Origin of the sequence: Micromonospora sp. SH-82 (assembly GCF_051132485.1) — a bacterium.
Taxonomy (GTDB): Bacteria; Actinomycetota; Actinomycetes; order Mycobacteriales; family Micromonosporaceae; genus Micromonospora.
The window spans coordinates 3,633,309-3,658,298 of record NZ_CP148049.1 but is presented as its reverse complement, the minus strand read 5'-3'; the positions used below and the strand labels follow the sequence as shown (position 1 = coordinate 3,658,298).

General features: G+C 70.9%; 25 protein-coding genes. 21 read left to right on the top strand and 4 right to left on the bottom strand.

Annotated features, from left to right (window positions below; genetic code table 11):
• The first annotated feature begins 30 nt into the window (after positions 1 to 30).
• Entirely contained in the window at positions 31 to 333 is a 303-nt protein-coding gene (locus WHN02_RS16545) for a hypothetical protein (RefSeq protein ID WP_434739645.1), read from the top strand.
• Between the two features lie 199 nt (positions 334 to 532).
• On the top strand, positions 533 to 1,114 hold the full coding sequence (locus tag WHN02_RS16540) for a hypothetical protein (protein WP_434739644.1): 582 nt from the start codon (positions 533 to 535) through the stop codon (positions 1,112 to 1,114).
• Positions 1,115 to 1,165: 51 nt separating this feature from the next.
• Here the strand turns inward: WHN02_RS16540 and WHN02_RS16535 are convergent, their stop codons facing one another.
• Positions 1,166 to 1,912 carry a FadR/GntR family transcriptional regulator gene (locus WHN02_RS16535; protein ID WP_434739643.1) on the bottom strand — a complete coding sequence of 249 codons (747 nt, stop codon included), beginning with the start codon at positions 1,910 to 1,912 and terminating at the stop codon, positions 1,166 to 1,168.
• Positions 1,913 to 2,106: 194 nt separating this feature from the next.
• Between WHN02_RS16535 and WHN02_RS16530 the strand changes: the two genes are divergently transcribed.
• From WHN02_RS16530 to WHN02_RS16490, 9 genes are all read left to right on the top strand, one after another.
• Positions 2,107 to 3,360 (top strand): ABC transporter substrate-binding protein, encoded by a 1,254-nt coding sequence (locus tag WHN02_RS16530; protein ID WP_434739642.1) that lies wholly within the window; start codon positions 2,107 to 2,109, stop codon positions 3,358 to 3,360.
• Between the two features lie 66 nt (positions 3,361 to 3,426).
• On the top strand, positions 3,427 to 4,377 hold the full coding sequence (locus WHN02_RS16525; protein ID WP_434739641.1) for a carbohydrate ABC transporter permease: 951 nt from the start codon (positions 3,427 to 3,429) through the stop codon (positions 4,375 to 4,377).
• Complete coding sequence (locus WHN02_RS16520) at positions 4,374 to 5,189, top strand: carbohydrate ABC transporter permease (protein ID WP_434739640.1); 816 nt, start codon at positions 4,374 to 4,376, stop codon at positions 5,187 to 5,189. The genes WHN02_RS16525 and WHN02_RS16520 overlap by 4 nt, the downstream gene beginning before the upstream one ends.
• A 7-nt stretch (positions 5,190 to 5,196) precedes the next feature.
• Complete coding sequence (dgoD, locus tag WHN02_RS16515) at positions 5,197 to 6,345, top strand: galactonate dehydratase (RefSeq protein ID WP_434739639.1); 1,149 nt, start codon at positions 5,197 to 5,199, stop codon at positions 6,343 to 6,345.
• Between the two features lie 2 nt (positions 6,346 to 6,347).
• Positions 6,348 to 7,010, top strand: coding sequence for a bifunctional 4-hydroxy-2-oxoglutarate aldolase/2-dehydro-3-deoxy-phosphogluconate aldolase (locus tag WHN02_RS16510; protein WP_434739638.1), 663 nt, complete (start codon positions 6,348 to 6,350; stop codon positions 7,008 to 7,010).
• The gene (locus tag WHN02_RS16505) at positions 7,007 to 7,960 is read left to right on the top strand and encodes a sugar kinase (RefSeq protein ID WP_434739637.1); all 954 of its coding nucleotides are present in this window, start codon (positions 7,007 to 7,009) and stop codon (positions 7,958 to 7,960) included. The genes WHN02_RS16510 and WHN02_RS16505 overlap by 4 nt, the downstream gene beginning before the upstream one ends.
• A gap of 31 nt (positions 7,961 to 7,991) precedes the next feature.
• Positions 7,992 to 9,221 (top strand): D-mannonate dehydratase ManD, encoded by a 1,230-nt coding sequence (manD, locus tag WHN02_RS16500; protein ID WP_434739636.1) that lies wholly within the window; start codon positions 7,992 to 7,994, stop codon positions 9,219 to 9,221.
• A complete protein-coding gene (locus WHN02_RS16495; RefSeq protein ID WP_350897773.1) occupies positions 9,211 to 9,798 on the top strand; it encodes a gluconokinase in 588 nt (195 codons plus the stop codon). The genes manD and WHN02_RS16495 overlap by 11 nt, the downstream gene beginning before the upstream one ends.
• 87 nt (positions 9,799 to 9,885) lie before the next feature.
• Positions 9,886 to 10,623: an SMI1/KNR4 family protein gene (locus WHN02_RS16490; protein ID WP_434739635.1), complete on the top strand. Its 738-nt coding sequence runs from the start codon at positions 9,886 to 9,888 to the stop codon at positions 10,621 to 10,623.
• On the opposite strand, the gene WHN02_RS16485 is transcribed toward WHN02_RS16490, so the two are convergent.
• The 3 genes from WHN02_RS16485 to WHN02_RS16475 form a co-directional block, all read right to left on the bottom strand.
• Positions 10,604 to 11,173, bottom strand: coding sequence for a GNAT family N-acetyltransferase (locus WHN02_RS16485; protein WP_434739634.1), 570 nt, complete (start codon positions 11,171 to 11,173; stop codon positions 10,604 to 10,606). The two genes, WHN02_RS16490 and WHN02_RS16485, sit on opposite strands and share 20 nt — an antisense overlap.
• The gene (locus WHN02_RS16480) at positions 11,170 to 12,132 is read right to left on the bottom strand and encodes an EamA family transporter (protein WP_434739633.1); all 963 of its coding nucleotides are present in this window, start codon (positions 12,130 to 12,132) and stop codon (positions 11,170 to 11,172) included. Before WHN02_RS16480 ends, WHN02_RS16485 begins: the two co-directional genes overlap by 4 nt.
• A 136-nt stretch (positions 12,133 to 12,268) precedes the next feature.
• A complete protein-coding gene (locus WHN02_RS16475) occupies positions 12,269 to 13,201 on the bottom strand; it encodes a hypothetical protein (RefSeq protein ID WP_434739632.1) in 933 nt (310 codons plus the stop codon).
• 331 nt (positions 13,202 to 13,532) lie between these two features.
• Here WHN02_RS16475 and WHN02_RS16470 point away from each other — a divergent pair, with 331 nt between their 5' ends.
• The 10 genes from WHN02_RS16470 to WHN02_RS16425 all read left to right on the top strand — a co-directional run bounded on the left by WHN02_RS16470 (position 13,533) and on the right by WHN02_RS16425 (position 24,952).
• The gene (locus WHN02_RS16470; protein WP_434739631.1) at positions 13,533 to 14,333 is read left to right on the top strand and encodes a hypothetical protein; all 801 of its coding nucleotides are present in this window, start codon (positions 13,533 to 13,535) and stop codon (positions 14,331 to 14,333) included.
• Between the two features lie 89 nt (positions 14,334 to 14,422).
• On the top strand, positions 14,423 to 14,998 hold the full coding sequence (locus tag WHN02_RS16465; protein WP_434739630.1) for a GNAT family N-acetyltransferase: 576 nt from the start codon (positions 14,423 to 14,425) through the stop codon (positions 14,996 to 14,998).
• A gap of 35 nt (positions 14,999 to 15,033) precedes the next feature.
• Positions 15,034 to 15,618 (top strand): cysteine hydrolase family protein, encoded by a 585-nt coding sequence (locus WHN02_RS16460; RefSeq protein ID WP_434739629.1) that lies wholly within the window; start codon positions 15,034 to 15,036, stop codon positions 15,616 to 15,618.
• Between the two features lie 29 nt (positions 15,619 to 15,647).
• Complete coding sequence (hypE, locus tag WHN02_RS16455) at positions 15,648 to 16,676, top strand: hydrogenase expression/formation protein HypE (RefSeq protein ID WP_434739628.1); 1,029 nt, start codon at positions 15,648 to 15,650, stop codon at positions 16,674 to 16,676.
• Positions 16,677 to 16,684: 8 nt separating this feature from the next.
• The gene (gene hypF / locus WHN02_RS16450; protein WP_434739627.1) at positions 16,685 to 19,036 is read left to right on the top strand and encodes a carbamoyltransferase HypF; all 2,352 of its coding nucleotides are present in this window, start codon (positions 16,685 to 16,687) and stop codon (positions 19,034 to 19,036) included.
• Entirely contained in the window at positions 19,033 to 20,352 is a 1,320-nt protein-coding gene (locus tag WHN02_RS16445) for a diaminobutyrate--2-oxoglutarate transaminase family protein (protein WP_434739626.1), read from the top strand. The genes hypF and WHN02_RS16445 overlap by 4 nt, the downstream gene beginning before the upstream one ends.
• 42 nt (positions 20,353 to 20,394) lie before the next feature.
• Positions 20,395 to 21,108 carry a cyclase family protein gene (locus tag WHN02_RS16440; protein WP_434739625.1) on the top strand — a complete coding sequence of 238 codons (714 nt, stop codon included), beginning with the start codon at positions 20,395 to 20,397 and terminating at the stop codon, positions 21,106 to 21,108.
• Positions 21,098 to 22,423: an MFS transporter gene (locus tag WHN02_RS16435; protein ID WP_434739624.1), complete on the top strand. Its 1,326-nt coding sequence runs from the start codon at positions 21,098 to 21,100 to the stop codon at positions 22,421 to 22,423. The genes WHN02_RS16440 and WHN02_RS16435 overlap by 11 nt, the downstream gene beginning before the upstream one ends.
• A 20-nt stretch (positions 22,424 to 22,443) precedes the next feature.
• On the top strand, positions 22,444 to 23,727 hold the full coding sequence (locus WHN02_RS16430; RefSeq protein ID WP_434739623.1) for an amidohydrolase: 1,284 nt from the start codon (positions 22,444 to 22,446) through the stop codon (positions 23,725 to 23,727).
• Entirely contained in the window at positions 23,711 to 24,952 is a 1,242-nt protein-coding gene (locus WHN02_RS16425; RefSeq protein WP_434739622.1) for an ATP-grasp domain-containing protein, read from the top strand. Before WHN02_RS16430 ends, WHN02_RS16425 begins: the two co-directional genes overlap by 17 nt.
• The last annotated feature ends 38 nt before the right edge of the window (positions 24,953 to 24,990 follow it).

Here is a 24,990-nt window from a genome sequence, read left to right as displayed (position 1 = left end):
TTTTAGCATGCTCGTGCTATTTTATTTGGCATGCTGATGCTAAATCAGGTCGACGACGACCGGATCTCGCTGATCCTCAACCTCATGCTCATGCGATACGCGGTGATCGTCGGAGGGGCGATCCTGCTCGCGGTGATCGCGATCGTCGTGCTGCGGATCTGGCTGCGCCGGGGCAACCGGGTTCCCGACCGGACCCGGGAGTGGGTGCACGACACCATCGACAGACGCGTGCCCGACCGACGGGGCGCCTGGACCATCGCCCACTCCACCTGGGAGGCCGTCACCCGGGACCCGCGCCGCGACGACACCCCACCCGGGCGTCGGCGCGACTGACCGCCACCGTGGACACACCCACGGTGTCGCAGTGGGCGGCTATCACGGCGTACCACCGGACTTGAGAAGAAATTTGGGAACCGATCCGATCCGGTCGCCCGCGGACGCCGTACTCATCCGCGGCAACGACGATCAAGGGAGCGGTTTTATGAACAGGCGAGGCGCGACAGCCGGTCGTAGGCGCAAGGTCATCCTGGGTGTGGCTGCAGCGGCCCTGCTCGGGGGCGGGCTGGCCGTCGGCACCGGGCTGGGCAACGCCGGCGAGAACTGCGACGGACTGGACACCGCGCTACGCAACAACCTGACCTTCATCGCCGACCAGCGCGCCAACCCGGACGCGCTCTCCAACGACCGGATAGCCAACCGGCAGGCCGTGGTGGACCTGATCCAGCAACGTCGGGCCACGGCCGGCTGCACCGCCGACGTGAGCGTCGACGCCCCGGCGGCCCCACCGGCGACCGCCCCCGCCCAGCAGCCTCCCGCCCAGGCCGCGCCGGGCGGAACCGGATCCGGTCAGGACGGGACCGGGGCCGGTGAGGTGGTCTGCAAGGGATCGACAGTCACCCTGTTCAACGAGGCCGCCGGACCGGCCGCCTCCAGCGGCACCTTCCCGGTGGGCACGACCCTCAAGGTCACCAACCTGGACAACGACAAGAGCATCACCGTCACCGTGACCAGCACGTCGGGTAGCTGCATCCTGCTCAACGACGCGGCGTTCGAGCAGGTCCGGGAGGCCGGCCGATTCGTGATCCGCCGGGCGGTGGTCGAGCGCCTCGGCTGAGGCCCCGCCACCCCTACACGTCCGAGGTGGTCGGATGGACCGGCGGCGGGGTCAGGCGAAATGCGGCTCGGTGAAGTGCTCCTGCTGCCAGATCGACGACATCTCGTCGAACGCGTGCTCCATGATGAGCACCATGGCCCGTCGGGCGCTGTCGCCGTCGCCGCGCTGGATGGCCTGGGCCACGTCGGCGTGCAGTTGCAGCGCCTGCTCGCTGGGGTAGTGCGGCATGAGGTGGTAGTGGTGGCGGCCGATGAGGACCTCGGCGACCAGACTCTGCAGCTTGACGAACATCTCGTTGCCCGACGCGGCCAACACCCGCTGGTGGAACTCGATGTCCAGGCGCAGGAACCGCTCCTCGTCGCCGGCCTTGCCGGCCGCCCACAGCTTCCCGGCGAGTCCGACCAGGTCGCCGGCCTGGTCGTGGTCGACCCGCTGCGCGGCGAGCAGGGCGGCGTGCGGCTCCACCGCCGTCCGCAGCTCGGTGATCGAACGGATCTGGGCGATGCGACCGACCGAGGCCAGCCGCCAGCGGATCACTTGGGGATCGAAGACGTTCCAGTGTTCGGCGGCGCGGATCATGACCCCGACCCGACGGCGGGTCTCGATGAACCCCATCGAGGCGAGTACGCGTAGCACCTCCCTGACCACCGAGCGGGAGACACCGTAGCGGTCGACCAGGTCGTCGATGTTGAGGACGGCACCCGGTGCCAGCCCGCCGCCGCAGATGGCGGTGCCCAGATGGTCGAGGACCCGACCGTGCAGCCCAGCCTCGGCGGCGGCGGTTTGGGTGGTTGTCACCCCTGGTGAGGAGAGCTTCACGCCTCGGATCATATCAGTTGGGTCTACCCCTTGAATAAATCTGCTTTATCGGCCTAGCATCCGGACGTTAAGCGGATGTAAAAAGCCGAAGTCGCGCCGATCCCCCGGGGTGGCGACGAGGACAGAAGGAGACGGACGTGGGACGTCGATCGATAATCGGTACCTCTCTGGCGGTGACCACCGCCTTGGCACTGTCGGCCTGCGGTGGCGGTGGTAGCGGCAGCGGCGACTCGAACACCGTTCGGGTCACGCTGGTCAACCACGTCTGGACGGAGAACGTCCGGGCCGCCCTGCCGGAGTTCGAGCAGCAGACCGGCCTCAAGGTCGAGGTCACCCAGCTCGGCGAGGACCAGCTGTCGGACCAGTACAACGTCAAGCTCAACGCGGGCTCGGACGACCTCGACGTGATGATGTACCGCCCCCTCCAGGAGGGGCAGCTGTTCGCCAAGAACCGGTACCTGGCCGACCTGACCGACAAGGCCAACGGCAGCAGCGAGTTCGACTTCGCCGACTTCCAGGAGGCTCCGGTCGGGGCCACCACCTACGAGGACAAGGTGGTCGGCATCCCGATCATCACCGAGCAGCAGGTCCTCTACTACCGCAAGGACCTGCTGGAGAAGTCGGGCTTCAGCGCCCCGCCGGCCACGCTCGACGAGCTCAAGACCCAGGCCGCGAAGATCGAGGCGGACAACTCCGGTGTCGCCGGGTTCGTCGCCCGGACCGGCAAGGCCGCCGCCGTCACCCAGTTCTCCAGCTTCCTCTACAGCTTCGGTGGCGACTTCGTCGACGCCTCGGGCAACTCCGCGGTCAACAGCGCCGCCGCCAAGCAGGCGTACGCCTACTACGGCGGGCTGCTGCGTGACCACGGCCCGAACAACGTCAGCACCGACATGAGCTGGTCCGAGGCGATGGCGATCTTCACCCAGGGCCAGGCCGCCTTCTACCCGGAGGCCAACTCGCTCTACAAGAACGCCACCGACCCGAGCAAGTCGCGGGTCGCCGAGAACGTCGGGTTCGCGCCGTTCCCTGCCGGTCCGGCCGGTTCCAAGCCGTACAACATCCCCTCCTGGGGCCTGGCAGTGAACGAGTCCTCCCCGAACAAGGACAACGCCTGGAAGTTCATCGAGTGGGCCGCCGGTAAGACCCAGGCCCTGGAGCAGCAGAAGTCCGGCGTCCCCGGCGCCCGGACCTCGGTCTGGGAGAACCCGGAGGGCACCTCCACCTACCCGGAGGACATGGCCGACGCGATCACCGTCAGCCTGGCCAACGGCGTCGGCCACGACCGGCCGCTGGTCGAGCGGGTCGCCCAGGCCCGGGAGATCGTCGGTCAGCCGATCGTCGACGCGATCACCGGCCGGGACGCCGGCGCCTCGGCCGACACCGCGCACGAGGCGTTCCAGAAGTTCCTGGACGACGAGGCTCGCTAGTCCGTCAGCGGGGGTGGTGGGGCGATCGCCCCACCACCCCGCCCGGCCTCCCCTCACGGAGAACCCATGTCAGCAGCAACCGCCAGCAAGGCGCCGCGTAGCGCCAACGTCATGCCCGACACGCCCCGCTGGGCGCGCTGGGCCAACGATCACCGCAAGTGGCTCTTCGCGGCCCCGGCCATGGCCTTCGTCGCCGCGCTGATCATCTTCCCGCTCGCCTGGACGCTGTACCTCAGCCTCACCGACTCCCGCGGATCGGTCCGCGCCGAGTCGAACTTCATCGGCCTCCAGAACTACCTGGACGTGCTCAGCGACACCGACCGGTTCTGGCCCGCCGTCGCGCGGACCGGCGTCTTCACCGGTGTGGCGCTGCTCGTCGAGGTCGTCCTCGGGATGGCGATCGCCCTGCTCCTGTGGCGGCCGTTCAAGGGCGAGAAGTGGGTCCGGGTCGCCATCCTCCTGCCGCTGGTCGCCACCCCGGTCGCGGTCGGCATGATGTGGCGCCTCATCTTCGACCCCAACATCGGGATGGCCAACCAGATCCTCGGGTGGGTCGGTATCGGCCCTCAGCCCTGGCTGGCCGGGCAGAACACGGCGTTGGCGACCACGATCTTCATCGACATCTGGCAGTGGACGCCGATGGTGGTGCTGATCCTGCTCGCCGGGCTGACCTCGCTCTCCGACGAGCCCCAGGAAGCGGCGATGATCGACGGTGCCAGCGCCTGGCAGCGCTTCCGGCACGTCACCCTGCCGCTGCTGATGCCCACCGTGATCGTCGCGGTCCTCCTGCGCGGTATCGACGCGCTGAAGACCTTCGACATCCTCTACGCCACCAAGGGCCGCGGCGGCGGTTCCTTCAACGAGGTGGAGACCCTCAACGTGTACGCCTACGGCCTCAGCTTCGACTACAACGAGTACGGCCGCTCGTCGACGGTGCTGATCCTGTTCTTCCTGATCATCATCGGCGTGATGTGGGCCCTCACCGCCCGACGTAAGAAGGAGGCGGGTCGTCGATGAAGCACAGCTCCGGATACAAGATCTTCCGGGTGGTGGCCCTCGTCCTCGTGGTGCTCTCCCTGGTGGCACCACTGCTCTGGATGGTCTCCGCCTCCTTCAAGACCAACGTCGACATCTACGACTCCAGCAAGGCGCTGATCTTCAGCCCCACCCTGGCCAACTACGACACCGTCTTCCAGCAGGCGAACTACCTCCAGTTCGTGTTCAACAGCCTCTGGGTGGCCTTCGCGGCGACCCTGCTGTCGCTGATCCTCGGGGTGCCGGCGGCGTACTCGATGAGCCGGTTCAACATGAAGAAGTCGGCCCTGGTGGTCCTGATGGCCCGGGTCATCCCCGGCGTCTCCCTGCTGGTGCCGTGGTACTACGTCTTCTCGAACCTGCAGATGATCGGGGGCTTCGGGGTCCTGATCCTGAGCCACATGTTCGTCTCGCTGCCGTTGATCGTCTACATCATGATGGGCTACTTCGACGGCCTGCCGGAGGAGCTGGAGGAGGCGGCGCTGGTCGACGGTCTGACCCACATCGGGGCCTTCCGTCGGATCACCCTGCCGCTGTCGGTGCCGGGTGTCGCCACCGCCGGGATCCTGTCCTTCATCTTCAGCTGGAACAACTTCATGTTCGCCCTGGTACTCGCCAGCGGGAACACCAAGACCCTGCCCGTGGCGATCTTCGACTTCGTCGGGTACGCCAGCATCGACTGGGGCGGCCTGATGGCGGCGACCACTGTGGTCACCCTGCCGATCATGGTGATCGCGCTGTTCGTGCAGAAGTACATCGTCTCCGGCCTCACCGCCGGTGCGACGAAGGGCTGAGACGACAATGACGACCATCGCTCGCGTCGAGACCTTCCTCGTCGCACCCCGCTGGCTGTTCGTCCGGGTGGAGACCGAGTCCGGCATCGTCGGTTGGGGAGAGGCCACCTGCGAGGGGCGCTCCGAGACCGTCCGTACCGCCGTCGAGCAGCTCAGCGAGCTGCTGATCGGCCGGGACGCGCTGCGGATCGAGGACCACTGGCAGGTGATGACGAAGGGTTCCTTCTACCGGGGCGGCCCCATCCTGGCCAGCGCCGTCGCCGGCCTGGACCAGGCGCTCTGGGACATCGCCGGCAAGCGGTACGGGGCCCCCGTGCACCAGTTGCTCGGCGGCCCCGTCCGGGACCGGATCCGGGTGTACGGCTGGGTCGGCGGTGACGAGCCCAGCGAGGTCCGTGACCACATCGCCGCCCGGGTCGAGTCCGGACTGACAGCGGTGAAGATGAACGCCTCCGGGCGGATGAGCCCGATCGCCTCCGTCGCCGAACTCGACGAGGTGGTGGCCCGGGTGGCCGCCGCCCGGGAGGTCCTCGGCGACCACCGGGACGTGGCTGTCGACTTCCACGGTCGGTTCACCCTGGCCAACGCCCGTCGGGTGGCGCCGCTGCTGGAGCCGTACCGGCCGCTGTTCCTGGAGGAGCCGGTCGTCCCGGAGAACTCCCACCTGATCGGGGACTTCGTCCGCTCGACCACCACCCCGGTCTCCACCGGGGAGCGGCTCTACAACCGGCAGGAGTTCCTGCCGGTCCTGCAGGCCGGTATCGCGGTGGCCCAACCGGACCTCTCGCACGCCGGTGGCATCACCGAGGTCCGCAAGATCGCCGCGCTGGCCGAGACGTACGACGTGCAGCTCGCCCCGCACTGCCCGCTGGGTCCGATCGCCCTGGCCGCCTGCCTGCAGGTCGGGTTCGCCACGCCGAACTACCTGATCCAGGAACAGAGCATCGGGATCCACTACAACCTCGGTGCCGAGGTGCTGGACTACTGCGTCGACCAGCAGCCGTTGACCTTCGTCGACGGGTACGTCCAGCGTCTCACCGCCCCCGGGCTGGGCATCGAGATCGACGAGCAGGCGGTGCGCACTGCCGACAAGCGGGGCCACGCCTGGCGCAGCCCGATGTTCCGGCACCTCGACGGCTCCTACGCGGAATGGTGACCATGACACTCGACCTCCCCGCCGAACTCGCCGCGACCCGCCTCCTGGCGGTCATCCGTGGCACCGACACCGCCGCCGCGATCGCGGCGGGCACCGCCCTGCTCAACGAGGGGGTGAGCGTGGTCGAGGTGGCCCTGACCACCCCCGGCGCGCTCACCGCCATCGAGGCGCTACGCCAGGCCGCCCCCGAGGGCTGCCTGGTCGGCGCGGGCACCGTGCTCACCACCGCGGACGTCGCCGACGTGGTGGCGGCCGGGGCCCAGTTCGTGGTCACCCCGGCGGTGGTCGACTCGATCGGCGAGGCGGCCCGTCGCGGCCTGCCGGTGGCCGCCGGGGCGCTCACCCCGACCGAGGCGTACACGGCGGTCCGGCTGGGGGCCGGCGTGGTCAAGCTCTTCCCGGCCGCGGTGGGCGGTCCGGTGTACCTCAAGGCGATCCGCGACCCGTTCCCGGACCTGCCGCTCGTCGCGGTCGGCGGGGTGGGGCTGGCCGAGGTGCCCGCCTACCTGGCGGCCGGGGCGATCGCGGTCGGTGTGGGTGGACCGCTGGTGGGCGACGCCGCCTCCGGTGGCGACCTCGACGCCCTGCGTGCCCGGGCCCGCCAGTACCGGGCGGTGACCGACGGGGTGGGTGCCGTGCCCGGGACGAACGGCGTCCGGTCGTGAGCGGTTACGACCTGGTCACCGCCGGGGAGACGCTGGTCTCCCTGCGCTCGTCGGGGCCGCTGGCCGTCGGTGGGCCGTTGACCATGCACCTGGGCGGCGCGGAGTCGAACGTGGCCATCGGCCTGGCCCGGCTCGGCCACCGGGTGGCCTGGGTCGGCCGGGTCAGCGACGACGAGCTGGGCCGGTTCGTGCAGCGCCAGCTACGCGCCGAGGGCGTCGACACCAGCGGGGTCCGGCGGGACCCGGACCGCCCCGCCGGGCTGATGTTCCTGGAACAGCGGACCTCCGACGTGACCCGGGTGCAGTACCACCGGGCCGGGTCGGCCGGGTCGGCACTCACCGTCGAGGACCTGCGGGGTCCGCTCTCGGCCGGCACCCGCCTGCTGCACCTGACCGGGATCACCCCGGCGCTGTCCGACGCGGCGCACAAGGCGGTGCACTGGGCGGCGCGGGAGGCCGTGGCGATGGGCACGGCGGTCTCCCTCGACGTCAACTACCGGGCCAAGCTCTGGTCCCGGGAGCAGGCCCGGGCGGCGCTGACCCCGCTGGCCGGGTACGCGTCGCTCGTCGTCGCCTCCGCCGACGAGCTGGACCTGGTCACCGCCCCCGACGCCGACGAGGCCGACGCGGTGACCGACCTGCTGGACCGGGGCGTACGGACCGTGCTGGTCAAGCTCGGTGCCGACGGCGTACGCGCGTACACCCGCGACGACGTCACCTACGTCCCGGCGGTGCCCGTCACCGCCGTCGACACCGTCGGTGCCGGGGACGCGTTCACCGCCGGCTACCTCTCCGGCCAGCTCGACGGGTTGGACCTCGTCGACAGGCTGCGCCGGGCGGTCACCCTGGGCGCCTTCGCGGTCGCCGGACACGGTGACTGGGAGGGCCTGCCCCGCCGCGACGAGTTGTCCCTGATCGACGGCAGCGCCGCCGGCACCACCCTCCGCTGAGGCCCCCTCCCTACGAGAAAGGCAGCCACCCGTGAAGATCGTCGCCGCCGACGTCATCGTCTCCAGCCCGGACCGCAACTTCGTCACTCTGAAGATCACCACAGAGGACGGTGTCACCGGGCTGGGCGACGGCACCCTCAACGGCCGCGAACTCTCCGTCGCCTCGTACCTGCGTGACCACGTCGCCCCGCTGCTGGTCGGGCGGGACGCGCACAACATCGAGGACGCCTGGCAGTTCCTGTACCGCTCGGCGTACTGGCGTCGTGGCCCGGTCACGATGGCCGCGATCGCCGCCGTGGACGTGGCCCTGTGGGACATCAAGGCCAAGGCCGCCGGGATGCCGCTCTACCAGCTGCTCGGCGGGGCGTCCCGGACCGGGATCATGGCCTACGGGCACGCCTCCGGCCGGGACCTGCCGGAGCTGTTCGACTCGATCCGGCGGCACCTCGACGAGGGCTACCGGTCGATCCGGGTGCAGACCTCCGTCCCCGGCATCAACGCCGTGTACGGTGTCGCCGCCCAGCCCAGCAGCGACGGCAAGCGCTACGACTACGAGCCGGCCCAGCGGATCCCGCTGCCTGCCGAGGAGGACTGGGACACCCGCGCGTACCTGCGCCACCTGCCCGGCGTGTTCGAGGCGGTCCGCAGCGAGTTCGGCCCGGAGCTGCCGCTGCTGCACGACGGCCACCACCGGATGACCCCGATCCAGGCCGCGAAGCTCGGCAAGGCCCTCGAACCGTACGACCTGTTCTGGCTGGAGGACTGCACCCCGGCGGAGAACCAGGAGGCGCTGCGGCTGGTGCGCCACCACACCACCACCCCGCTGGCCATCGGGGAGATCTTCAATACGGTGTGGGACTACCAGACCCTGATCCGCGAGCAGCTGATCGACTACGTGCGGTCGGCCGTCACCCACACCGGTGGCATCACCGCGATGCGCAAGCTGCTGGACTTCGCCGCCCAGTACCAGATCAAGTCGGGCATCCACGGCCCCACCGACATCTCGCCGGTGGGCATGGCCGCCGCCCTGCACCTGGACCTCGCCATCCACAACTTCGGCATCCAGGAGTACATGCGGCACGGGCCGCTCACCAACGAGGTGTTCCGGCAGTCCTTCACCTTCACCGACGGGTACCTGCACCCGGGCACCCAGCCGGGCCTCGGGGTGGAGCTGGACGAGGAGGCGGCGGCCCGGTTCCCGTACCAGCCGGCGTACCTGCCCTACAACCGGCTCAAGGACGGCACCGTCCATGACTGGTGAGCCACCGCCGACCCGACACGTCGTGGTGATGGGGGTGTCCGGGGCCGGCAAGACCACAGTGGCCCAGGGCGTCGCCGAGCTGACCGGACTGACCTTCGCCGAGGCCGACGAGTTCCACTCCGAGGCCAACGTGGCCCAGATGCGGGCCGGGGTCCCCCTCGACGACGACGCCCGGTGGCCGTGGCTGCGGGCGCTGGCCGACTGGATGGGCGAGCGCCACCGGGCCGGGGTGTCGACGGTGCTGGCCTGTTCGGCGTTGCGACGGACCTACCGCGACCTGCTGCGGGAGGGGCCGCCGACGGTGGACTTCGTCCACCTCGCCGGACCGACCGAGGTCATCCGGGAGCGGATGTCCCTGCGGGCCGGGCACTACATGCCGGCCAGCCTGCTCGACTCGCAGACCGCGACGCTGGAACCGCTGCTCCCCGACGAGCAGGGGGTCGTCCTGGACCTCCGACTCACCACCGAGGCCCTCGTCGAGGCCGCTGTCGAGCAGCTCGGCCTGTCGTTGCGCGACGACCCGCTCGGGGTGCCCGCGTCCGCCCGGCGGCGACCGCCGGCCGAGTCGCACCGATAGACCGACCGAGGGTGCGGCGGCCGGGGTCCGCCGCCGCACCCCCTACGGTCGGGCGTACGGTCGTACGCCCGACCGTAGGGTGTCGGGGTGACCCCCGACCTCGACCTGCTCCGTGAACTCCTCGACGCGAACCCCGGCCTGGCCCGACGACCCGGGAGCGGCGTCGCCGAGCGGGACCTGCGCCGCGCGGAGGAACGTCTCGGAGCGCTGCCGGCGTCGTACCGGTGGTGGTCGGCCGAGTACGGCGTCGGATGGCTCGGCGCCGAACCCGTCGCCGTCGTCGGCCCACCCGGGTACGACGAGGACCACGACAGCATCACCGCACCCTGGCGGCACGACGACCGGCGGCTGTGCTTCCTCGTCGACGCCGACGGTGACGCGTACTCCTTCGCACTGGACCGTCGGCGGGGCGACGAGGCACCGGTGGTCCGCCGCAGCGCCCTCGACGGCGACGAGGAGCAGGTCGCCGAGTCGTTCGCGGGATTCCTCACCGTGACCGACGCCCTCGCCCGGGGCCTGGGCGACGGCCCGAACCCGACGATCGCCGGCCTGTGGCGTCACACCCCCGGCGTCCTGCGCGACGACGGCGTGCTCGTCTACGGGCCGCACGTGATCGGGGAACGCAACGCCACCTTCGAGGTGGCCGCCTACGCCCCCGAGTGGGTCCTGGTCGGCGACGACAGCGGCGGCACCGGCCTGCTCATGCGACGGCACGGGCGCGACCGGATCGGAGTGTGGGCACTCGACCTCGGCGCGATCAGCGAGGACGTCACCGACGACGGCGAGTTCGTCACCGACGACCTGGTCACCTGGCTGAGCCGGTGACCGGGGTCCGGCCGCCGTCGCGTCCGGCTCGGCCCGCCGGGCGGTACTCGCTGCGCAGCAGGCCGTAGACGTGCACGTCGCGCCAGCGGCCCTGGCGGAACTCGGCGCTGCGCAGGGTGCCCTCCAGGACGAACCCGATCCGTTCCAGGATGCGCTGCTCCGCCTCGTTCTCCGGCTGGGTGACCGCCTCGATCCGCACCACCGGGCTGTGGTCGAACAGGTAGTCGCAGAGCAGCCGCTGCGCGAGCAGTCCGACGCCCCGCCCCCGGGCCTCGGGCACCAGGGAGATCCCGATGCTCCAGTAGGTGCCGTTGCCCTGGCTCACCGCCGCCCAGGCGACGAACCCGACCGCCGCCCCGTCGGCGGTCACCGTCATCCGGCTGTCCTCGGCACCGAGCCACCCGTCGGTGTCGAGACGTCGCCGCAGCTCACCGGAGTCACGGTGGCCGTACCAGTTCGGTCCGATCAGGCCCGCCTCGAGGCGGAACCGGAGCAGGACGTCGAGGTCCTCGACGAGGATCGGACGCAACGCGACCTGTGGTGCGGTCATCGGGCCGACTCCGGTTCGGGCTCCGCGCCGCGCGGACCGGTCGGCTGGGGAGGCACCGGGGCCGCCTCGGGTGGCGCGCCGCCGGACCGTCGCCGCAGCACCGCCGACCACCGGACCTGGGTGACCACCAGCCCGGAGATCACCAGCAGGGCGGCGAGCACCTTGACCGCGCTCAACCGCTCACCGAGGACGATCATCGAACTGGCCATCCCGAACAGCGGCACGAGGAGGGTCAGCGGGGCGACCAGGGCGGTGGAGTAGCGCCGGAGCAGCCGGTTCCAGACGGCGTACCCGAAGAGGGTGGTCGGATAGACCAGGTAGAGCACCGACCCGACCGAGGCCCAGGAGAGGTCGGTCAACGAGTCGGCCACCGAGGCGGGACCGCTCAACCAGAGGGTCAGCAGCAGCAACGGGACCGGTGGGATCAGGCTCGACCAGACCATGAAGGCGAGGAAGTCCTCGGTCTGGGCCTTCTTGACGATGATGTTCGCCAGCCCCCACGAGGCCGCCGCCCCGGTCACCAGCAGGACCCCGAGCACCGTGGCGGAGCCGTCGGACACGCCGGCGGCGATGAGCGCCATGCCACCGGCGGCGAGCGCCATGCCCGTCACCTGCGCGGGCGTCACCCGCTCGCGGAAGACCAGGGCGGCCAGCCCGATGGTGAAGAAGACCTGGAGCTGGAGCACGATCGAGGCGAGTCCGGCCGAGAGGCCGGCGTCGATGCCGGCGAAGAGGAGGCCGAACTGGAAGAACCCCAACACCAACCCGTACGACGCCAGATGGCGGAACGGAACGTCGGGCTTCTTGAAGAAGAAGATCGCCGGAAGGCAACAGAGTGCGAACCGCAGGGTCGCCAGCAGGTACGGATCGAAGGAGTCGAGTCCGATTCGGATGACGACGAAGTTGAAACCCCACACCAGCGTGACGACCACGCCGAGTGCCAGGTGCCCGATGGACAAGGGAACCGCCGATCATGAAATGCCCCGGCGGCCGACGAGCCGGGAGGCAGGGACCTAATGTGGAATTCTCACGGGTGCGCCTACGGCCGTGGACAGATCAGGCAGCTCACGATTCTTCAATCCCTTCCGTCCGGTGTCAACCCGCCGACGGGGCGGGTCGCAGCGGGTCACCCGCTCCCGGTTCGTCGAGGTCGGCCGAGGCGAGAATATATCCGAGTTGGAGCCGGTTGCGTGCCCCCAACCCGCCCATCAGATCCGCGATGTGCCGCTGACAGGTACGAAGGGACAATCCGACCCGCTGCGCGATCCGGACGTCCGGTTCGCCGGTGATCAGAAGTGACGCGATGGCCCGTCGGACACCCCGTACCGCCGTCGAGGTGTCGCGCCGGTAATTGGTGATCGACATTGGCGAGGCACCGTTCCAACAGCGCTGGAAGCCGTCGACCATGAATGCGACGGTGTTCGGGTCGCGGACGACTGCGGCACCGTCGTCGGAGTCCGACAGCCCGATGACCGCCACCCGACGGTCGAATATCAGACAGCGGGCGAAGCCGTCGGCGCTGGTCCGCACCTCTCCCCCGAGGGCACTCACGTGACTGGCGAAGGCACTGGTCGCCGGGCTGAACCGGGCGGTGTGCTGGTAGAGGGTCAGCATCCGGACGCCCCGACGCAGCAGCCGGTCGGTGCGATCCAGGCTCTCGGTCAGCACCTCCTCGGCCCGGCCACCCCCGGGCTGGGAGGCGAGCACCTCGTCGGTGGTCTCGGCGGCGAGTCCGGTGATCAGCTGGCGGACATGGAGCCGATCCGGCACCACCTGGGACCGGTCGGACCGACCTTCGTCCAGGCTGCGTTCGTACGCGCCGGTCAGGGAGGCCAGTTCGCCGCCGAGCAGTCGGACCCGGTCCTGCGCCAGGTCGATCTCGCGTTGCAGCGGGCTCAGCACGCACGACCGGGCCAGGTCCGGCGAGATCGGGACCAGTCGCCCGCCGCCCGGGTCTCCGGGGCGCAGCAGCCCGACCTCCAGCAGGACCCGGACGGCCTCCTCGGCCTCGGCCTCGGTCAGCGACAAACTGACTGAGGCGGCACGGGAATCGGTTTCCTTCCGGGCAAGGGCATCAAGATAGACAAGACGGGCATGAATGGTGAGCTGCGGCATGTCGAGCGCGAACTTTGTCCGATTCATCAAGCTTCCACCCCTCATCTTTCCGCCAGCAACAACATGACCCTCGACCGGTCTGGCCGATCCAGCCGACAAAGGCCATGATATTGCGAGGTTCATCCGTGGCCATCTATTGACATTGTGAGATCAACGTGTACGACACGGCACCCACCACGGGATTGATCCGCTTCCGGCCCGTGCCACGTGCTTCAGCTCTCGCCGATCTTGGATGGGGAAAGAAATGCCTCGAAGCAAGTCGTACAACACGTACGCGTCTCTGAAGCGACCGGAGTTCCGCAAGCGCGTCGACGACCTCCTGCTCAAGTTCGAGCGCGACTTCTACGCCCAGAACCAGGGCGCCGAGGGCATGCTCAAGCAGGACCAGTTCAGCCTCGACCTCTACAAGCGACACAACGTCGAGACGATGATCCGAATCGGGTTGAAGCGGGCCATCGACCCGCTGATCGCCAACTACTGGGCCACCCGGGATCCGCAACTGTGCAAGGAGTGGGGCCTCTACGGCGCGGAGGAGGGTCGCCACGACCGGATGTTCGCCGGCGACCTGCACAAGGTGGGGATGACCGACGAGGAGATCTACGCGATCCGTCCGACGTTCGCCACCGAGATCCTCAACGGGTACTTCTACTACACGATGGCCACCGAGGGTCCGCTCGCCGCGATGATCAGCGGGTTCTACCTGGAGTACATCGCCGGCAAGACCCAGCCGGACTGGCTCGACGTGATGGAGCAGCACGTCGGCGCGGAGAACACCAAGGGTGCCCGCGCCCACCTCGCCCTCGACGAGGAGGACGACCACGTCGACATGGTCTGGAACATGATCATGCGGACCATCGAGACCGAGCAGGACGAGGAGCGGTTCGTCGCACACCTCATCAAGATCAACGCGCTCTTCGTGTCGTACTTCGTCGAGGTCTACGCCGCCACGGTGCTCGGCACCGGGGCCGACCCCTCCGCCCTGGCCCAGGCCGCGCCCACCGCAGCCCTGAAGACCAACCTGGCGACCCAGGCCTCCCTGGTCTGACCCGTCCCACCCGTGCGGCACGCCGACCGCCCGTCCCCCTGTCCGGGCCGGCCGGCGGGCCGCACGGTGACGCCCAACGGAGGATGACGATGCGATTCGACTGGCCCACGACCCTGCCCGAGCAGGATATGCGGGACATGATCACGCTGATGGACTCGGTCGCCGTACGCGAGATGACCCTCGGCTTCGTCGAGCCCCTCGGCGAGGAGGCGGGTCTGGCGCTGATGCGGGCGTTCGAGGACGACCTACGCCGGGGTGCCCTGCACCTGCTCACCGCCCGCGCCGACGACGGCCACGTCGTCGGCATGGTGACGCTGGCCCGGGCACCGCTGCCCGCCCGCCGTCACGTCGTCGACCTGCGCCGCTGCGTCATCCACCCGGCCCACCGCGGTCAGTTCCTCCTCGAGGGATTCGGGCACACCGTCGCCAAGGCCGCCCAGATGGGCTGCGACCTGATCACCCTGGAGGTCCGCGACGACGGCCCCCTGCAGCTGTGGGAGCGACTCGGGTTCACCGAGTACGGCCGGATGCCCGACTACGCCCGACGCGACGGCAGGTCCGTCACCGGCCACTTCCTCTGTGCCCGACGCGCCGACCTCGAGGCGCACTTCCAGCGCACCGGCAGCTGGCTGCACGACATCCGCACCACGGTCACCGCCGCCTGACACCCCCACCCCCCTCCCCCCCCTGAGGAACACCCATGTCCAAGATCGCCGTACTCACCAACGACCTGCAGTACGAACTCGTCGAGAAGAACCCGGAACGGGTCGCCGCGGTCACCGCCGCCACCCCGCACTTCACCGCGTTCCTCGACGGGATCCGCCGCCGGGGCCACCACGTCTTCCACCTGCAACTGGTCAACGACCCCGACGACCCGAACGCGGAACGGTACGACGGCCACCTGCCCGTCCAGAAGGGCACCCACGGCGCGGACGTCATCACCGAGTTCCTCGCCCCCGAGGACGTCGTGGTCGAGAAGGCGAAGGACAGCGGCTTCTACGAGACCGACCTGCACGACCGGCTCCAGGCACTCGGCGTCGACACCGTACTGATCACCGGGATGCAGACCCAGATCTGCGTACAGACCACCGCAGCCGACGCCTTCTTCCGCGGCTACAACGTGTGGGTCCCCTCCGACTGCGTCGTCTCGGCCCGCCCCGAGGACCGCGACCGGTCGCTGGAGTGGCTGGCCGGGTACTGCGCCACGGTGGTCACCTCCGACGAGGTCCTGGCCGTGCTCGACGAACAGGGCGCGCTCCCCCGCAAGGTCATCAAGACCCCCTGACCCACCGTCGACCACCAAGGAGTCCCGTCGTGACCCAGCACAGCCACCCACCCGACGACCACATCGTCCTCGACCACGGCACCGGCGCTCAGTTGAGCCACGAACTCCTCGACGTCATCGTCGACACCCTCGGCGACGTCTACGTCGGGGTGATGGAGGACAGCGCCGTACTGACCCTCGACACGCCCCGGATCGCGATGACCACCGACTCGTTCGTCGTCGACCCGCCCTTCTTCGGCAACGGCGACGTCGGGAAGATCGCCGTCTGCGGCACCGTCAACGACCTGGCCGTCGCCGGGGCGACGCCCCGGTACCTGACCCTGGGCATGATCCTGGAGACCGGGCTGCCGATCCGACGGCTCGTCCAGGTCCTGACCTCGATCCGGGAGACCGCCCGCGAGGCCGGGGTGCAGATCGTCTGTGGGGACACCAAGGTCGTCCGCGCCGGTGAGGCGGACCAGATCTACCTGAACACCGCCGGGGTGGGCGTCTTCCACCGCGAGCCCCTGCGGATGAGCGCCGTCCGCCCCGGCGACCGGGTCGTGCTCAGCGGGCAGATCGGCAACCACACCGTCCACCTGCTCTCCATCCGTGAGGGACTCGGCTTCGAGACCCGGGTCCTCAGCGACTGCGCGCCGCTCAACGGGATGCTCGACACCGTCCTCGGCAAGGTCGCGCCGGACGCCGTCCGGTCGATCCGCGACGTCACCCGGGGCGGGCTCGCCGCCGTCCTGCACGAGTACGCCGCCCACACCGGCCGGATCATCACGGTGGACGCCCCGGCCCTGCCCGTCCAGGCGGAGACCGCGATGGCCGCCGACATGCTCGGCATCAACCCCATCCACACCGCCAACGAGGGCTGCGCGGCGCTCTTCGTCGACCCCGCGGCCGAACAGGACGTCCTCGCCGCGCTGGCCTCCCACCCGTACGGCGTCCACGCCACCACGGTGGGCGTGGTCACCGAGCGGACCGGCCCCGGGGTGGTGATCCGCGACGCCGACGGCAGGGAGTCGGTCCTGGAGGAGATGCGCGGCGCCGAACTCCCCCGGCTCTGCTGAGCGTCGGCATGAGCGTGACACAGGCCGACCGGGAGGTCTGGCGGATCAGGGTGACCGGGGTCGTCCAGGGTGTGGGCTACCGCCCCTTCGTCTACAAGTTGGCCCACGAACACGGCCTGTCCGGGTGGGTCTACAACGACGCCGAGGGTGTCCTGGTCGAAGCCGGGGGCAGGCCGGACCGGCTGACCCTCTTCGCGGGTCAGCTCCGCACCGCCGCACCGGTGCTGGCCCGGGTCGACGCGGTCTCGGTCACCCGGGGGCTGCCGGTCACCGGGGGCAGCGCCGACCCCTTCACCATCGTCACCAGTCGACACTCCGGGCACCGCAGCGCCCTCGTCCCCGCCGACACCCACGTCTGTGCGGACTGCCTCGCCGAACTCCGCGACCCCACCGACCGGCGGTACCGCTACCCGTTCATCAACTGCACGAACTGCGGCCCCCGCTACTCGATCGTACGGGACCTGCCCTACGACCGGGCGCAGACCACGATGGCCGGTTTCACCATGTGCCGGCCGTGCGCGGCCGAGTACACCGACCCCCTCGACCGGCGCTACCACGCACAGCCCAACGCCTGCCGGGACTGCGGTCCCCGGCTGCTGTTCGCCACCGACGGCGCCCTGACGACGGCCGAGGGCGACGAGGCCCTGCGGAAGTGCGCGGCGGCGCTCGCCCGGGGCGCTGTCGCGGCGGTCAAGAGCGTCGGCGGCTTCCACCTGGCCGTGGACGCCGGAAACGCCGAGGCGGTGGCCCGGCTGCGACGGCGCAAGCGCCGCGACTCCAAGCCCTTCGCCGTCATGGCCCGGGACCTGTCGACGGCCCACCGGTTGGTGGAACTCTCCACCGCCGAGGTGGAGCTGCTCACCAGCCCGGCCCGGCCGATCGTGCTGGCCCGCAGACGTCCCGGCGTCCTGCCCGACACCATCGCCCCCCGCAACCCCAACCTCGGGGTGATGCTGCCCTCCGCCCCGCACCACCACCTGCTCCTCGACGAACCCGGACTCGACACCCTGGTGATGACCAGCGGGAACATCTCCGGGTACCCGATCGCCTACCGCAACGAGGAGGCCCTGGCCCAGCTCTTCGAGATCGCCGACGTCATGCTGCTGCACGACCGGGACATCGAGACCCGGGTGGACGACTCGGTGGTACGGCTGTCGCGCCACCCCGACCTCGCCGAGCCGGTCCTGACCTTCCTGCGTCGGGCCCGGGGGTACGCGCCGTACCCCGTCGAGGTGGGGCGGCCGCTGGAACCCGTCGTCGCCTACGGCGCGGAGCTCAAGACCACCGTGGCGTTGAGCAGCGGCACCCGGGTCTACCTCAGTCAGCACATCGGCGACCTGAAGAACGACGAGACCTTCGCCTCGCACCGGCGTACCGCCGAGCACCTGGCCCGGCTCTACGACCTCGACCCCCGGGTCCGCGCGTACGACCTGCACCCGCAGTTCCGGTCGGTCACCACCGCCGCCCGGGACCGCCCCGACGCGGGGACTGACGAGTTCGTCCAGCACCACCACGCGCACATGGCCTCCTGCATGGCCGAGAACGGGCTGACCGGCCCCACCATCGGGGTGGTCTTCGACGGTGCCGGGTACGGCGCTGACGGCACCGTCTGGGGTGGGGAGTTCCTCCACGGCGACTACGCCGACGTCGACCGGGTCGCCCACCTGCGACCGATCCCGCTCATCGGCGGCGACCAGGCAGTCCGGGAACCGATCCGGACCGGTTTCGCCCTCGCCGTCGACGCCTTCGGTGACCCCGACGCCGCCACCGGGGCCTTCCCGGTGCTGGGCACCCTCACCGAACAGCACCGGCACGTTTACCACACGATGGCCCGGCGCGGGATCAACTCCCCACCGACGTCGAGCGTGGGACGCCTCTTCGACGGCGTCGCCGCCCTGCTCGACGTCTGCCTGCGCGCCGAGTACGAGGCCCAGGGGCCGATCGAGTTGGAGGGCCTGCTGGAACGGGACCTCACCCCGGAGTCCGGCTACCGCTTCGCCACCGACACCACGGGCGACACGACGGTGCTCGACCCCCGGCCGGTGCTCCGCCGGATCGCCGCCGACCTGGCCGACGGGGTCACCCCGGCCCGGATCAGCCGACGCTTCCACACCGCCGTGGTCGAGGCGGTGGTCGAACGCTGCCTCGCCGTCCGCGCCACCACCGGGACCCGACAGGCAGTGCTGTCCGGCGGGGTCTACCTCAACGAGTTCCTGCTGGTCAACTGCCTCACCACGCTCACCCGGCAGGACATCGACGTGCGGTGTCACCACCAGGTACCCACAAACGACGGAGGGATCGCCCTCGGTCAGGTCCTGGTCGCCGACGCCCGTACCAGACAAGGACGCCGTAACCGATGAACCCTCCCGAGGACGCCTACACCTTCGTCCGCGAGCGCGAGTCCAGCGCCCGCACCTACGCCAACGCCGTCCCCCGGGTCCTGGAGCGGGGTCGGCTGACCCGGATCCACGACACCGACGGCAACTCCTACCTGGACTGCCTCACCGTCGCCGGGACCCTGGCGTTGGGGCACAACCATCCGGTGGTGACCGCCCGGGTCCGCGAATACCTCGACTCCGGCCAGATGCAACAGGCCCTCGACTTCACCACCCCGGCCAAACACGCCTTCCTGCGTACCCTCTACCGGCACCTGCCACCCGGGTTCGCGGCCACCGCCAAGGTGCAGTTCTGCGGGCCCTCCGGCGCAGACGCGGCCGAGGCGGCGGTGAAACTGTTCAAGTCGGCCACCGGCCGCCGGACGGTGCTCACCTTCCACGGCGCCTACCACGGGATGACGGCCGGGGCGCTGAGCCTCACCGGCAACCTGCGGGCCAAGGAGCGGGTCGCCTCCCTCATGCCGGACGTCCACTTCCTGCCCTACCCGTACGCCTACCGGTGCCCGTTCGGGCTGGGCGAGCCGCAGGGCAGCACCGTCGGCCTGCACTACATCGAGCGGGTCCTGACCGACCCGGAGAGCGGGATCACCCGCCCGGCAGCAGTCATCGTCGAGGCGGTCCAGGGCGAGGGTGGTGTCGTACCGGCTCCCGTCGAGTGGCTGCGCGGCCTCCGCGCGATCACCGCCGCCCTGGACGTCCCGCTCGTCGTCGACGAGATCCAGTCCGGTGTCGGCCGGACCGGCACCATGTTCGCGTTCGAGGCCGCCGGCATCGAACCCGACGCCATCCTGATGTCCAAGGCCGTCGGGGGCGGTTTCCCCCTCTCCCTGGTGCTCTACCACGAACGCTACGACGGGTGGCTGCCCGGTTCGCACGCCGGGACCTTCCGGGGCAACCAGCTCGGCATGGTGGCCGGGGCGGCCACCCTCGACGTCATCGAGGCCGAAGGGCTGGTGGCCGCCGCCGCCACCAAGGGTGCCCTCCTCGGCGACCTGCTCAAGGACCTGGCGCACCGCCACCCCGAGATCGGTGAGGTACGCGGCCGGGGCCTGATGTGGGGACTGGAGATCGTCGACCCGCAGGGCCGACCCGACGCGCTCGGCAGCCTCCCGGCCGACGGTGCCCGCACCACCGCCCTGAAACGCCGCTGTCTGGAGAACGGCCTGTTGACCGAGAGCGGCGGACGGCATGGCGCCGTGCTCCGCCTGCTTCCCCCTCTGACCATTACCGAGGAGGAGATCACCGAGTTGGCCGACCGGCTGGAGAAGTCCTTCGACTGACCGGACCGGCCGGCCACGCACGACGAACCCGAGGACGGAACAGTGGACCAGCGCACCGACGTCGACCAGTGGCGGGTCGAGTTCGACGCCGACATCGAATTCAGCAACGGCGGAGCCCTGCAGGTGCAGGGATTCCGGCTCGACATCCCCGGCACCGACATCGCCGAGGACGACCTGGGCGACCTGCTCGTCCGCCACCTCGGCCTGCTGATGGTCGGCCGGACCGTCGTCAAGAACAAGACCCTGCTCCGGGAACCGCACAAGGGTTCCCGGGGAGTCGCCACCGCCACCGCGCCCCGGCGACCCGTCGACCTCACCGGTACGGCCACCGTGCTGCGGCGGGGTCCGGTCGACAGGGACCGGGGCCGGGTGGACCTCCACGGGCTGGTCGACCTGCCCGGGGTCCTGGTCCGGCTCACCGGCAGCACGTCGACGACCGTCGACAGGTCGGCGCTGGTGCCGTACGAGGTCGCCGGACACGCGGTGGTGCTGCACACCGGCGGCACCGACGACGCGGCCCGGCCCCGGTTGACGGCCGCCGCCGCCACCTGGCTCGCCGACCAGGGGGCGGCCCTGGTCGGCGCCGACGGCCCCGCCCTGGACCCCGTCGGGGACCTGCTCACCGGCCGGGGTGTGCCCACTCTCGGCCACCTCACCGGCCTGGACCGGCTGCCGCCGACCGGTTTCCGGCTGCACGCCGTCCCCACCGACGACGTCGGCGGGGTCCGGGCCTACGGAACAGCAGATGGCCACTGACCCGGCGACCGCCGACTCCCGCCGGGGCCGCCGACCCCGGCGGGAGCTGGTCGCCGCCAGCGTCGGCTCCCTGGTGGAGTCCTACGACTGGACGGTCTACGGGGTGCTCGCCCCGTACTTCGCCGACCAGCTCTTTCCCGGCACCTCCCCGACCGCCCGACTGGTCGCCGCGTACCTGGGGTTCGCCCTCGGTTTCCTGGTCCGCCCGCTCGGCAGTGTGGTCATCGGCTGGGTCGCCGACACCCGGGGCCGCCGCACCGCCCTGGTGCTCAGCGTCGGGATGGTCGCCGCCGGCTCCGCCCTGATCGCCGTGGTGCCGACCCACGCCCAGATCGGTATCGCCGCCACCCTGCTGGTCGTCCTGGCCCGGTTGGTGCAGGGGCTCTCCGTCGGCGGCGAACACCCCAGCGCCGCCGCGTACGTCACCGAGACCGCGCCGCCGTCGCGTCGGTTCCGGTACAGCGCCGTCTCCTACGGCGGCATCGTGCTCGGCAGCGCACTGTCCCTGCTCGTCCTCGCCCTCCTGCTGGGCAGGTACGGCGAGGACGGGGTCCGCGACGGCGCCTGGCGGATCGCGTTCGCCGTCGGTGCCGTCCTGGGCCTGGTCGCCCTCTGGATCCGCACCGGGGTGGACGAGAGTCCGGTCTTCCAGGCCCGGGCCGCCGCCCCGGGGACCTCCGTCGGGATCCCGGCCCTGCTGCGGGCGAACCTGCGCCCGATGGGGGTGGTCTTCCTGGTCACCTCCGGCGCGACGGTGACGTTCTACTTCTGCACCGTCTACCTGCCGGTCTACGCCGACGACGTGGCCCGGACCCCGCGCGTCGAGACGGCCAACGCCCTCCTCGTCGGCATGGCGGTCCTGCTGACTGCGATGCTCGCCGCCGGGTGGCTGGCCGACCGGGTCGGCCCCCTACGGGTGCTGCGGGCCGGATTCGCCGGCCTGGCCGTGGTGGCCGTCCCCGCCCTGGCCGGCCTGGCCGGTGGTCGGCTCCCGGTGGTGGTGGTCGCGGTGCTCCTGCTCGGGCTGCTCGGTCTCCCCCTGGCGGTCAACAACGTCTTCGCCGGGGAACTCTTCCCCCCGGCGGTCCGCACCCTCGGTGTCGGTCTGCCCGCCGCCGCCGCGATCAGCCTCTTCGGCGGCACCTTCCCGATGGTGGCCGAGCTGCTGCGCGACACCGGTCGGGTGGGCTGGGTCCCCTGGCTGGTCGCGGTGATGTCCGCCGGAGCACTGCTGGCCTCCTGGGGGGTGCGGGAACGAAGACCGCCCGACACCGGCACCGCCACCCGCCCCGAGAGCCTCACCGCACCCCGCTGAATCCCCCACGGAAGGACACCATGTCCACACTGTTCACCTCCCTCGGGCCCGCGCTACCCGATCTGGAGGAGCTCTACCGCACCCTGCACGCCCAACCGGAGTTGGCCTTCCAGGAGGAGAAGACCGCGCTGACGGTGGCCGACCGCCTCACCGATCTGGGATGGCAGGTCACCACCGGCGTCGGGCGTACCGGCGTGGTGGGTGTGCTGCGCAACGGCGACGGGCCGGTGGTGATGCTGCGCGCCGACATGGACGCCCTGCCGGTGCGGGAACAGACCAGCCTGCCGTACGCCAGCTCGGTGACCGCCGTCGACGAGGCGGGCAACCTGGTCCCGGTGATGCACGCCTGCGGTCACGACCTGCACGTGACCTGCCTGCTCGGGGCCTGCGCGGTCCTCACCGCCGAACAGGACTGGCAGGGCACGGTGGTCGCGGTCTTCCAACCCGGTGAGGAGAGCGGGTACGGGGCACGCGCCATGGTGGACGACGGGCTCTTCGAGCGCTTCGGCACCCCGGACGTGATCCTCGGTCAGCACGTCGGACCCGGACCGGCCGGTGTCGTGGCCACCTGCACCGGCACCGTCATGGGGGCCACCGACAGCATCAGGGTCCGGCTCTTCGGCCGGGGCGGGCACGGCTCCCGGCCCGAGGCCACCGTCGACCCGGTGGTGATGGCCGCCTCGCTGGTGCTGCGCCTGCAGACGGTGGTCTCCCGGTCGGTGGCGGCCCAGGAACCGGTGGTGGTCACGGTGGGGGCGCTGCACGCCGGGACCACCGCCGCGGTCATCCCCGACGAGGCGGAGCTGTCCATCAACGTCCGGACCTCCTCGGCGGCGGTCCGGGACCGGGTCATCGAGCTGATCGGACGTCTCGCCCGGGCCGAGGCCACCGCCGCCGGGGCCACCCTCGAACCGGAGATCACCTCCGTCTACCACCTGCCCGCGACCGTCAACGACGCCGCCGCGACGGCCCGGGTCGCCGACGCCCACCGGTCCTTCTTCGGCCCCCAACGGGTCCTGCCGATCCCACCCACCACGGCCAGCGAGGACTTCGGCATCCTCGGGTCGGCGTGCGGCGCCCCCTCGGTGTACTGGTTCTTCGGCGGGATCGAGCCGCAGCGCTATCTCGCGGCGGTAGGGGCCGGCCGGGTGGACGAGGACATCCCGCAGAACCACGCCGCCACGTTCGCTCCGGTGGTCCAGCCCAGCCTCGCCGTGGGCGTACAGGCGATGGTCACCGCGGCCCGGGCCTGGCTGGTGGACCCGGGAACACCGGACGGACCCGCAGATGGCAACCGCAACTGACCGCCGCCGCCACGTGGTGGTCCTGCACCGGTGGCGCGACCACCACGCCCGCTACGCCGACTACCTCGACCACCACGCCGACCGGGTCACGTACATCACCACCGCCCTGGCCGCCGCCTCGGTCCCGGCGACCGCCGCCGAGGTGGTGGTGGTCGACGCCACCGACGACCTCACCGCCACCGACGCCGCCCTGCGCCGGCTCGCCGACCGGTTCGGTACGCCGGACCGGCTGGTCGCGCTCAACGAGGGTGACCTGGACACCGCCGCAGCCCTCCGGTTGCGGCACGGCCTGGCCGGGCAGCTCCCCCAGGAACTGGCCCGTTACCGGGACAAGCTGCTGATGGCGCGTCGGGTCGCCGACGCAGGGCTGCCGGTACCCCCGTTCGCCGACGCCCCGACAGTCGACGCCGTCCGGGAGTTCGCCGCCCGGCACGGATGGCCGGTGGTGATCAAACCGCGCTCCGGGACCGCCAGCCGGGGCGTGGCCCGACTCGACGGCGACGCCGACCTGGCGGGACCGACAGCGATCGGCAGCGAGCCGTACCTCGTGCAGCGTTTCGTCGACGCGCAGATCCTGCACGTCGACGGGTTGTGGGAGGGCGACAGGTTGGGGGCCTGGCGGGCCTCGCGCTACCTCAACACCTGCGCGGAGTTCACCGACGGCGCGTACCTCGGCTCGGTGGAGATCGACGACGAGCCGTCCCTGACCGCGATCGGGGAGTTCACGGCGGCCGTCTGCGCCGCCTTCTCCACCCGACCCTGGGTGTTCCACCTGGAGACGTTCATCGAGCGCGGGCCGGACGGGACACCCCGGCTGAGTTTCCTGGAGGCCGGCGCCCGGGTCGGCGGGGCGGAGATCCCGTTCATCTGGCGGGAGGTGCACGGCGTGGACCTGGTCGCGGCGGCGATCGACATCCAGCTCGGTCGGGTGCCGCTGCTACCGGCACCGGAACACCACGAGGTGGGCGGTTACCTCCTGCTGCCCACCCCGGTCCCCGCACCCTGCCGGGTGACAGACGCCCGGTGGCGGGACGACACCCCGGTCGGCGGCGGCCCGTACACCATGGTCGCCCCACCGCCGGGCACCGTCATCCCCAGGACCGGGGGGTACGAGCACGTCGGTGCCCGGTTCCGGTTCCGGGGCGCCTCCTCGGGAAGCGTCGAGGCCGCCATCCGCACCACCGCCGGCGCCTACCACCTGGCCTGTGTCCAGGTCGCCGACTGACCCCGCGAACCCGCAGTCCACGAACCCGCAGTCCACGA